Consider the following 9,910-nt stretch of genomic DNA (forward strand, 5'->3'; position numbering starts at 1 on the left):
AGGCTCGAGGTGGTGAAGGGCGCATAGGGATTGCGCTTGGTCGGCTTCTTGTCGACGGCCGAAACGTTGAACTGGCCGGCTTCGATGAGCTTTTTCAGCTCGGCGGCATTCTCGCCGTCCTTGATGGCCAGCTTGTCGGTCTTCTTGCCATCTACCGAGAGGAGTCGGGCGAGGAAGCTCTTGCCGGACTGGGCCAGCTTGGCTTCCACCGACCAGTATTCATCGGGCTTGAACTTTTCGATCTCGGTCTCGCGATCCGACACCAGGCGCAGGGCAACCGACTGCACGCGGCCCGCCGAGCGCGAGCCGGGCAGCTTGCGCCACAGGATGGGCGAAAGAGTAAAGCCGACGAGATAGTCGAGGGCGCGGCGGGCCAGATAGGCATCAACCAGCGGCATGTCGATTTCGCGCGGCACCTGCATGGCCGCCAGAATGGCGTCCTTGGTGATAGCGTTGAATAGCACGCGGCGGACGGTGACGCCCTTCTTGATGGCCTTCTTCTGCTGCAGAACATCGAGCACGTGCCAGGAAATGGCTTCGCCTTCGCGATCCGGGTCAGTGGCCAGGATCAGTTCGTCGGCGCCCTTGAGCGCGTTGGCAATGTCGGCAATGCGCTTCCTGGAGGCGGTGTCGACCTCCCAGGACATGGCAAAATCCTCGTCCGGGCGGACGGAGCCGTCCTTGGCCGGCAGGTCACGGACATGGCCGAAAGAGGCAAGGACGTGGTAATCCGACCCCAGATATTTGTTGATTGTCTTGGCTTTGGCCGGACTTTCAACGACAACGACCTTCATGGAATACCTGTCCGCAACCGCTTGATGAGAAGTGGCGCAACATGGTGAAGCTGGAACAAAGTGTCAACGGGCACAGTGAGCCAGCCCCGGCCTCCCCGTAGGGGAGAGAAATCTTGCATACAAGCTTGCGGGGGTGCAGACTTGAGTGGTGCGCAGCTCTGCGCCGGACCCATTCACTTGAAAGCGACACTTCTGGCCTGCGCCATTGGCGCAGCAGTCACTTGTCCTTCGGGTCGACCACGAGGAGATATTGCAATGGAATACCGCAAACTCGGTAATAGCGGGGCCGTCGTGTCGGCCTATTGCCTGGGGACAATGACCTTTGGCGCGGAATCGGATGAAGCGACCGCGTTCCAGTTGATGGACGACTATGTCGCGGCCGGCGGCAATTTCATCGATACCGCCAATGTCTATAGCGCCGGGGTGTCCGAAGAGATTGTGGGGCGCTGGCTCAAGAGCAGGCCGGGCGTGTTGCGCGATCTTGTGCTGACCACCAAGGGGCGTTTTCCGATGGGGCAGGGCCCCAACCACCTCGGCCTGTCGCGCAAGAATCTGAGGGAGGCGCTCGATGCCTCGCTAAAGCGGCTGGGGGTGGACCATATCGATCTCTACCAGATGCACGCCTGGGACGCGCTGACGCCCATTGAGGAAACGCTGCGCTTTCTCGATGACGCGATCGGCAACGGCAAGATTGCCTATTACGGGTTTTCCAATTTTCTGGGCTGGCAGCTGACCAAGGCAGTGTGGACCGCCAAGGCCAAGGGCTTTGCACCGCCGGTGACCTTGCAGCCTCAATATAACCTGCTGGTGCGCGACATCGAGCATGAGATCGTGCCGGCAGCGCTCGATGCCGATATCGGCCTGATGCCGTGGTCGCCGCTGGGCGGCGGCTGGCTGAGTGGCAAATACAAGCGCGACCAGATGCCGACCGGCGCGACCCGGCTGGGCGAAGATCCCAAGCGGGGCATGGAGGCATTCGACAAGCGCAATGCCCAACCGATCACCTGGGCGGTGATCGGGGCGGTTGAAGATATCGCCAAGGCGCGCGGCGCCAGCATGGCGCAGGTGGCCCTGGCCTGGCTGTCTCAACAGCCCGCGGTGACCTCGGTGATCCTGGGGGCGCGCACGACCGACCAGCTCAAGGACAATCTGGGCGCGGCCGACCTGGTGCTGAGCGCGGAAGAGATCGCCACGCTGAGCGATGTCAGCAAGCCGGAAATGAGCGATTATCCCTATGGGGCCGGCGGCATCGGGCAGCGCAACCGCAACATTGAGGGCGGAAGGTAGCGGCCTCTTCCCTTCTCCCCTCAAGGGGAGAAGGTGCCGCGCAGGGGCGGATGAGGGGTGAGACATATCCCGCGAGATCCACGCGTGGGACACGCAGAACCCCTCACCCTGACATTTCTGCTGAACGCAGACATGTTGTCCCTCTCCCTCAAGGGGCGAGGGGCGCTCCCATTTAATATCGCAACGCCACCAACTGCCCGGATGACCATTCGATCTGGCCGGCAAGGTCGAGTTCCAGCAGCAGCATTTGCATGGACGCGGCGCTTAGGCCGGATTGGCGGACCAGTTCGTCGACCTCGATGGGGGTCGGGCCAAGGGCGGCGAGCAGGCGGGATTTGTCGTCGGCGCTGGGCGGCGGCGCATCGGGAGCCGGATCGGGTTCCCAATCGCGGTCGAACAGCGCGCTGCGCGATGGATCGGCGCTGCCCAGGGTTTCGATGATGTCGGCGGCACTGGTGATCAGCTTGGCGCCCTGCTGGATCAGGGCATTACCACCTTCGGCGCGGGGGTCGAGCGGGGAGCCGGGGACAGCGAAGACGTCGCGGTTTTGCTCAAGGGCAAAGCGGGCGGTGATCAGCGAACCGCTGCGTTTGGCCGCTTCGACCACGACAATGCCCAGCGAGAGACCGGAAACCAGCCGGTTACGCCTGGGGAAGTCGCGGGCTCGAGGTTCCCAGCCGAGCGGCATTTCTGTGAGCAGGGCGCCGCCATGGTCGAGAATGGCGTGGGCGAGCGGGATGTTTTCGGCCGGATAGATCCTGTCGAAGCCGCCGGCCAGCACTGCAACAGTGCCAGTGGTGAGCGTGGCCTGATGGGCGGCAGCGTCGATGCCACGGGCCAGGCCGGAGACAATGGTGTAGCCGCGATCTCCCAGATCGGTGGCCAGCAGGCGTGTCATCTTGACCCCAGCCGCCGAAGCATTGCGGGCTCCAACAATGCCGACGGTGCGCTGCCAATCCAGATTGGGGCCGGCGGCCAGGGTGAGCAGCGGCGGCGCGGCGGGGATATAGTGCAGGAGTGGCGGATAGTCGGGGTCGCTGCTGGCCACAAGGCGGGCGCCATAGCGCGTCAGACCGGCAATCTCGTCCTCAGCCTCGCTCTGGCTGGCGATACGGACCGACTTGCCACTGCGCCGGATAAGGCTGGGCAGGGCCTCCAGCGCGGCCTCGGCCGAACCGAAACGGTTGATCAATTGCCGAAAAGTCGCGGGGCCCACATTTTCCGTGCGGATCAGGCGCAGCCAGGCGAGGCGCTGCGCCGGTGTCAGTCTGGCGGCACCCTGGTCAGGCGCCATCGCTTAGGCCGTCTTTTTCTCGGAGCCGATCTTTGGCTCGGTGCCCTTGATGAGTCGGGCGATGTTGTCCCGGTGCTGGAAGAACAGCAGCAGGGCCATGACGGCGGCAGCACCGGCCAGCCACTCATTGACCACGACATAGGCAAAGATAGGGGCTGTGGCGCCTGCCGTCAGCGCAGCCAGCGAGGAAAATCTACGGGCAAAGGCGATGAACAGCCAGACAGCGCAAAAGATCACGCCAACCGGCCAGCTCAGCGCCAGCAGCGAGCCGATGAACACCGCGACGCCCTTGCCACCCTTGAAATTGAGCCAGACCGGGAAGCAATGGCCTAGAAAGGCGCCGATGCCTGCCAGCATGGCTGCCTCTTCGCCCCACAGACCCCTCGCGAGCAGGACGGGCACGGCTGCCTTGGAGGCGTCCAACAGCAAGGTTGCGGCCGCGATCCAGCGATTGCCGGTGCGCAGTACATTGGTGGCGCCGATATTGCCCGAGCCAATGGTGCGGATATCCCCCAGGCCGGCAGCCCGCGTCAGCAGCAAGCCGAAGGGGATGGAGCCAAAGAGGTATCCCAGCACGACGGCATAGAGGAGCGGCATCAGGTCAATAGGCATTGGTTTCCCCTCGTCTTTGAAGTGAGAAGTATGCGCAGAGCGGGGGTTGCGGCAAGGGGGCGGAGCCGGACGATGACTGAAAATGGGTGACAAATACCCAGATCGTCACGCTCGGGCCTGACCCGAGGGCACTGTACCTAGCCAGGGCGCAGCAAGTGTAGAGCCCTCGGGGCGAGCCCGAGGTTGACGACTGGAGGGTGGGGCTAGCGGGAGCTAATCTACGTGCTCGAACACCGTTTCGCCGCCCACGATGGTGCGCATGACCTTGCCGGCGAGGCGGGCGCCTTCGAAGCTGGTATTGCGCGAGCGGGAGCGGAGTTGCTGCTCGCTGACCTGCCAGGGATATTCCAGATCGAACAGGATCAGGTCTGCCGGGGCGCCAACGGCGATACGGCCGGCGGCAAGACCAAGAATATCGGCGGGGCGGCTGGTCATGGCGCGCAGCACGGTGAGGATGTCGACATCGCCGGAATGAACCAGGCGCAACGCAGCCGCGAGCAGGGTTTCGAGCCCGATGGCGCCGTCCGAGGCTTCAGCGAAGGGCTGACGCTTGACCTCGGTGTCCTGCGGGTCGTGATCGGAATGGATGGTGTCGATCGTGCCGTTGCGCAGGCCTTCAACAATGGCCTGGCGATCATCTTCGGAGCGCAGGGGCGTCGACAGCTTGAAGAACGTGCGGTAGCGGCCGATGTCGTTCTCGTTGAGCGCGAGGTTATTGATGGAAACCCCTGCTGTAACGGACTTGTTACGCCTTTTGGCTGCCGCCACCAGTTCCACTGAGGCGGCGCAGGAGATCTGGGCGGCGTGGTAATTGACGCCAGTCAGTGCGGCCAGTTGCAGATCGCGGGCCAACGGAATGGTCTCGGCCTCGCGCGGAATGCCCTTGAGGCCCAGAATGGTGGCGAATAGCCCCTCATTCATCACGCCAGCGCCGGCCAGGTCGGTGTCGCAGAGATGATGGACGAAGATCATTCCATAATTGGCGGCGTAGCTCATGGCCGTACGCAGCATGGCCGGCGACTGGATGGCGTGGCGGCCATCGGTGAGGCAGACGGCACCTGCTTCCTTGAGCAGACCGTATTCTGTCATTTCCGTACCATTGAGGCCCTTGGTGATAGCACCGGCCGGCAGGACGTTGACCCTGGACGTGGCCTTGGCGCGGCGAATGAGGAAATCGACCAGGGCGCCATCGTCCACCACGGGCGTGGTGTCGGGCATCATCACGAAACTGGTGACGCCGCCGGCAGCGGCGGCATCGCCCGCCGATTGCAGGGTTTCGCGGTATTCCTTGCCGGGCTCACCGGTAAAAACGCGCATGTCGATAAGCCCGGGCGCCAGAATCAAGCCTTTGGCGTTGATGACTTCGGCGCCGTCAGGCACACCGATGGGCGCACCAATGGCGATTTCAGCGATCAGGCCATCTTCGATCAGCACCGCGCCCTGACTGTCAGTGCCGGAGGCAGGATCAACGATGCGGGCGTTTTCGATGAGCGTCGGGCGGCTCACGGGAGTGCTCATGGTTCATTCCTCGACGGCAACAGGGCATCGAGCACGGCCATGCGCACGGCAACGCCCATTTCCACCTGATCGGTAATGACCGAGGCGGGGCCATCGGCAATGGCGGGGTCGATCTCGACGCCGCGATTCATCGGGCCGGGATGCATGACGATGGCGTCGGGCTTGGCGTAGCTGAGCTTTTCGGCATCCAGACCATAGAAGCGATAATATTCGCGTACCGAAGGGATCATGCGGCCCTGGGCGCGTTCGTGCTGCAGGCGCAGCATCATCACCACATCGGCGCCGGCCAGACCTTCGCGCATATCGGTGAAGACTTCGCTGGCCAGGTGTTCAATGCCGACAGGTAAAAGATTTCGTGGGGCAATGACGCGAGTGCGCACATTGAGCGCGCCGAGCAGCAAGAGATTGGATCGGACGACGCGGGAATTGGCGATGTCGCCGCAAATGGCGACCGTCAGTCCAGAAATGCGGCCCTTGTGATTGCGGATGGTCAGGGCATCGAGCAGGGCCTGGGTAGGGTGCTCGTGGGCACCGTCGCCGGCATTGATCACGGCGCAGCCGACCTTCTGGCTGAGCAGTTCCACCGCGCCCGCCGCTCCGTGGCGCACGACGATGACGTCGGGGCGCATGGCGTTGAGCGTGGTGGCGGTATCGACCAGGGTTTCGCCCTTGGAAACAGAACTGGATTTCACCGACATGTTCATCACCAGTGCACCGAGGCGCTTGCCGGCGATTTCAAACGATCCCTGGGTGCGGGTGGAGGGTTCAAAGAACAGATTGATCTGCGTCTTGCCAGTCAGGGTGGGGTGGCTTTTGCGCTCCTGGCGCGACACCGGCACCATGGCTTCGGCACGATCGAGCAACTGGATGATCTCGTGCTGCTGCAAATCGGCAATCGAGAGCAGATGGCGCTGGTTGAAAGGGGGAAAATCGCCAGATGAGCTGGCGGATGACGTCGAGGTTGTGCTGGCGCGAGCTTGGGCCATACGCTCCCATTCCCTATGATTTGACGCGGTGTAGCGGAGGGGCGCGCGCGGTTCAACTTTTTGTTGAGTTTTCCCGACGCAACGCGCCCGATCAGGCGTGGCGCAATCGGTCCAGCGCGCCCTGGAGAATATAGCTGGCGGCCAGCTTGTCGACGACTTCGGCGCGGCGGTCGCGGCGCATATCGGCCTCGATCATCACGCGGGTGACGGCACTGGTGGACAGGCGCTCATCCCAGAAGGCGATGGGCAGGGCGATGCGCTGGGCCAGGCTGCGGGCAAAGGCGCGGGTGGACTGCACGCGGGGACCCTCGGAGCCGTCCATATTGAGCGGCAGGCCCAGAATGATCGCGACGATGGCGTTCTCGGCGATCAACTGATCGAGACGGATGGCGTCGGCCGTGAATTTGGTGCGCTTGATGGTTTCGAGCGGGGTGGCCGAATAGCGCATGCCATCTGACACGGCCACGCCAATGGTCTTGCTGCCCAGATCGAGGCCCAGAATCCTGCCCGTTGCGGGGATCGCCGCCAGTGGATTGGCGTATTCTATTGCCTCGTGCTGGCTCTGATCGGGGCCATCTTCAGTCATGGAGTGCTCACTTGCCACAATGGTGTCGTCCTATAGGGTGCGGCAGCATTTGGCGACTGGAAAGCGGCGATGAAACTGACCTGGTTTGGCGGCACCACGCTGCGTATCCACATTGGCGGGGTGATTCTGGTTCTCGATCCGGCGGGCGCGCCGGCGGGGATCGACGCGGCCGAGCTGGTATCGGGCGCCGATCAAGTGGTGCGTGATTTTGGCGCGGACCTGCCCGTGCTCGATACGCAAGGCTGGCGACCGCGTCAGCCGCAGCGGCTGATTGACGACGGGGTGGAGTTGCCGCCGGTAAAATGCTGGTTGGCGGGGCCGGATGCCGTGCTGGTGGACGCCATGGGCGAAGCGCCGCTCTTGCTGGTCCGGGGCGCTGTGCCGGCTTTGGGGCGCTGGGCGGAAGGCGCAGTGGTGGTGGTGTTTGGTAGCGGCGCCTGGCTCAGCGCGATTGGCATGGCGGTGCTGGCCGCACGGGCACCGCGCCTGCTGGCTCTGGCCGGGGACGAGGCGGCGGTGGATCAGGCCATCCCGATCCTGCGTGACGGGCTGGATGGATCGGGGCTGGTAGCGCTGGAGGCTGGGCTGGCGCTGGAAATCTGATCGGGCGCATCAGCCATTTTCATTGTCTTTTTGGCTGCGTGGTTGCTAATGAAGCGGCAATAACGATCCTTGCAGCCTATCCATGTGGAGTTAGTCATGTCCGTCGACGCCAAGACCGTTAAGCGCATAGCGAGCCTGGCGCGCATCCGCATCGAAGAGGATGAGGTTGCCGCCTATCAGGGCGAGCTCAATGCGATTCTGGGTTTCATCGAGCAGCTTGGAGAAGTCGATGTCGAGGGCGTTGAGCCGATGACCTCGGTGATGCCGATGACGCTGCGGCTGCGCGAAGACGTAATCACTGACGGCGATTATGCCGACAGGGTGGTGGTCAATGCGCCGCTGAGCGAAGACAATTTCTTCATGGTGCCCAAGGTGATCGAATAGATGAGCATCAGCATCGCCATCGAAACGGCGTTGCAGGATGATGTGCGGGGCCTGGTGGCCCAGCTCAATGACCATCTGCTGCCGCTATCGCCGCCAGAGTTCCAGTTCAAGATGACCGTCGAGCAGATGGCGGGGGCCGATACGAGCGTGTTCGTGGCGCGCGACGCGGCGGGACGGCCGGTGGGCATGGGTGCGCTCAAAGTGCATTCGGCGGCACTGGGCGAGGTCAAGCGCATGTTCACGCTGCCCGAAATCCGTGGCCAGCGCGTTGGTTCGGCCCTGCTGGCGGCGATTGTGGCGCTGGCTCAGGAGAAGCATTTGTCCATGCTGATGCTGGAAACCGGCACCGGTCCTGGATTTGACGGGGCGCATCGGCTTTACAGCCGCAGTGGCTTTGTGGCTCGCGGACCGTTTCTGGACTATCCTGGCAGCGCGTGGTCGGCATTTTTCGAAATGTCGCTCAGCGTGCCGCAACCGGCCTAAGCCAAACCAAAGACGAGCAAACTCAATCGGCGCGATTGCGCCACCCCGCTACGACCTTTCTGAGCGAGATCTGTTTTGACTGACCTGACCAAACTGAGCCTGGCCGCTGCCCGCAAGGGCCTCATCGACAAGAGCTTCACCTCGAGCGAATTGACCGGGGCGTATCTGGGCGCGATCGAAAAGGCCAATCCGAGCCTGAACGCCTATGTGGCGGTCACGGGCGAGCAGGCACTGGGCATGGCCAAGGCGAGCGACGCCAAGCTGGCGCAGGGGCAGGGCGGGGCGCTGGAAGGCATTCCGCTGGGAATCAAGGATCTGTTTGCCACCAAGGGCGTGCACACCCAGGCAGCCAGCCATATTCTGGATGGCTTCAAGCCGGAATATGAATCAAGCGTCACCGCCAATCTGTGGCGCGACGGCGCGGTGATGCTGGGCAAGTTGAACATGGACGAGTTCGCCATGGGCTCGTCCAACGAGACCAGCTATTACGGCAATGTGATCAACCCGTTCCGCGCGACAGGCAGCAATGCCAATCTGGTGCCGGGTGGCTCCTCGGGTGGTTCGGCGGCCGCTGTTTCGGCCTGGCTGTGCGCTGGCGCCACCGCGACCGATACCGGCGGGTCGATCCGCCAGCCGGCAGCGTTCACCGGCACGGTCGGCATCAAGCCAACCTATGGTCGCTGCTCGCGCTGGGGCACAGTGGCGTTTGCTTCCTCGCTCGATCAGGCCGGCCCGATAGCGCGCACCGTTGAAGATGCAGCGCTGATGCTGACCTCGATGGCCGGTTTCGACGTCAAGGATTCCACCAGCGTTGACGTGGCCGTGCCCGATTTTGCCGCTGCGGTTGAGCGCGGCGTCAAGGGTCTGACCATTGGCGTGCCGCGCGAATACCGCCAGGAGGGCATGCCCGCCGAGATTGAACAGCTGTGGCGCCAGGGCCTCGACTGGCTGCGCGCCGAAGGGGCCATGGTCAAGGATATCAGTCTGCCGCACACCAAATACGCGCTACCAGCCTATTACATCGTGGCACCCGCCGAAGCCTCGTCCAATCTGGCGCGCTATGACGGCGTCAAGTACGGCCTGCGCGTCACCGGCAAGGACATCACCGACATGTATGAACTGACCCGCGCCGCCGGGTTTGGCCGCGAGGTGAAGCGCCGCATCATGATCGGCACCTATGTGCTGTCGGCTGGCTATTTCGACGCCTATTACGTCAAGGCGCAGAAAGTGCGGACGCTGATCAAGAGAGATTTCGAGGACGCCTTCCACGCCGGCGTCGACGCCATCCTGACGCCAGCCACGCCCTCGGCGGCGTTTGGCATTGGCGACGAGGCCATGGCCAATGATCCGGTCAAGATGTACC

General features: G+C 63.2%; 11 protein-coding genes. 5 read left to right on the forward strand and 6 right to left on the reverse strand.

Going from position 1 to position 9,910, the window contains the following annotated elements; genetic code table 11:
* A partial coding sequence (locus Q8O80_RS05270; RefSeq protein ID WP_305577678.1) for a DNA topoisomerase occupies positions 1-794 on the reverse strand: 794 nt, incomplete at its 3' end.
* A 255-nt stretch (positions 795-1,049) separates the two neighbouring features.
* Between Q8O80_RS05270 and Q8O80_RS05275 the strand changes: the two genes are divergently transcribed.
* Positions 1,050-2,081, forward strand: a complete 1,032-nt coding sequence (locus tag Q8O80_RS05275) for an aldo/keto reductase (RefSeq protein ID WP_305577680.1) — start codon at positions 1,050-1,052, stop codon at positions 2,079-2,081.
* 172 nt (positions 2,082-2,253) lie between these two features.
* Here Q8O80_RS05275 and dprA read toward each other — a convergent pair whose 3' ends face one another.
* The 5 genes from dprA to ruvX form a co-directional block, all read right to left on the reverse strand.
* Positions 2,254-3,375, reverse strand: coding sequence for a DNA-processing protein DprA (dprA, locus tag Q8O80_RS05280; RefSeq protein ID WP_305577682.1), 1,122 nt, complete (start codon positions 3,373-3,375; stop codon positions 2,254-2,256).
* Positions 3,376-3,378: 3 nt separating this feature from the next.
* Positions 3,379-3,987 carry a glycerol-3-phosphate 1-O-acyltransferase PlsY gene (gene plsY, locus Q8O80_RS05285; protein WP_305577684.1) on the reverse strand — a complete coding sequence of 203 codons (609 nt, stop codon included), beginning with the start codon at positions 3,985-3,987 and terminating at the stop codon, positions 3,379-3,381.
* A 213-nt stretch (positions 3,988-4,200) separates the two neighbouring features.
* Positions 4,201-5,505: a dihydroorotase gene (pyrC, locus tag Q8O80_RS05290; RefSeq protein WP_305577686.1), complete on the reverse strand. Its 1,305-nt coding sequence runs from the start codon at positions 5,503-5,505 to the stop codon at positions 4,201-4,203.
* Positions 5,502-6,491, reverse strand: coding sequence for an aspartate carbamoyltransferase catalytic subunit (locus Q8O80_RS05295; RefSeq protein WP_305577688.1), 990 nt, complete (start codon positions 6,489-6,491; stop codon positions 5,502-5,504). Before Q8O80_RS05295 ends, pyrC begins: the two co-directional genes overlap by 4 nt.
* Positions 6,492-6,582: 91 nt before the next feature.
* On the reverse strand, positions 6,583-7,077 hold the full coding sequence (ruvX, locus tag Q8O80_RS05300) for a Holliday junction resolvase RuvX (protein ID WP_305577690.1): 495 nt from the start codon (positions 7,075-7,077) through the stop codon (positions 6,583-6,585).
* Between the two features lie 69 nt (positions 7,078-7,146).
* Between ruvX and Q8O80_RS05305 the strand changes: the two genes are divergently transcribed.
* The 4 genes from Q8O80_RS05305 to gatA all read left to right on the forward strand — a co-directional run.
* Positions 7,147-7,680 carry a hypothetical protein gene (locus Q8O80_RS05305; RefSeq protein WP_305577693.1) on the forward strand — a complete coding sequence of 178 codons (534 nt, stop codon included), beginning with the start codon at positions 7,147-7,149 and terminating at the stop codon, positions 7,678-7,680.
* Positions 7,681-7,776: 96 nt separating this feature from the next.
* The gene (gatC, locus tag Q8O80_RS05310; protein ID WP_305577695.1) at positions 7,777-8,064 is read left to right on the forward strand and encodes an Asp-tRNA(Asn)/Glu-tRNA(Gln) amidotransferase subunit GatC; all 288 of its coding nucleotides are present in this window, start codon (positions 7,777-7,779) and stop codon (positions 8,062-8,064) included.
* On the forward strand, positions 8,065-8,547 hold the full coding sequence (locus tag Q8O80_RS05315) for a GNAT family N-acetyltransferase (protein WP_305577697.1): 483 nt from the start codon (positions 8,065-8,067) through the stop codon (positions 8,545-8,547).
* Positions 8,548-8,622: 75 nt separating this feature from the next.
* Positions 8,623-9,910 (forward strand): Asp-tRNA(Asn)/Glu-tRNA(Gln) amidotransferase subunit GatA (gene gatA, locus Q8O80_RS05320; protein WP_305577699.1); only part of this gene is annotated, 1,288 nt, incomplete at its 3' end.

It is taken from the genome of Devosia sp. (genome assembly GCF_030689745.1).
In the GTDB taxonomy this organism is placed as follows: domain Bacteria; phylum Pseudomonadota; class Alphaproteobacteria; order Rhizobiales; family Devosiaceae; genus Devosia; species Devosia alba.

Coding starts and splice junctions, on each gene's coding strand:
- Q8O80_RS05275 (WP_305577680.1), top strand. CDS start 1,050: ATGGAATACCGCAAACTCGGTAATAGCGGGGCCGTCGTGTCGGCCTAT.
- dprA (WP_305577682.1), bottom strand. CDS start 3,375: ATGGCGCCTGACCAGGGTGCCGCCAGACTGACACCGGCGCAGCGCCTC.
- plsY (WP_305577684.1), bottom strand. CDS start 3,987: ATGCCTATTGACCTGATGCCGCTCCTCTATGCCGTCGTGCTGGGATAC.
- pyrC (WP_305577686.1), bottom strand. CDS start 5,505: ATGAGCACTCCCGTGAGCCGCCCGACGCTCATCGAAAACGCCCGCATC.
- Q8O80_RS05295 (WP_305577688.1), bottom strand. CDS start 6,491: ATGGCCCAAGCTCGCGCCAGCACAACCTCGACGTCATCCGCCAGCTCA.
- ruvX (WP_305577690.1), bottom strand. CDS start 7,077: ATGACTGAAGATGGCCCCGATCAGAGCCAGCACGAGGCAATAGAATAC.
- Q8O80_RS05305 (WP_305577693.1), top strand. CDS start 7,147: ATGAAACTGACCTGGTTTGGCGGCACCACGCTGCGTATCCACATTGGC.
- gatC (WP_305577695.1), top strand. CDS start 7,777: ATGTCCGTCGACGCCAAGACCGTTAAGCGCATAGCGAGCCTGGCGCGC.
- Q8O80_RS05315 (WP_305577697.1), top strand. CDS start 8,065: ATGAGCATCAGCATCGCCATCGAAACGGCGTTGCAGGATGATGTGCGG.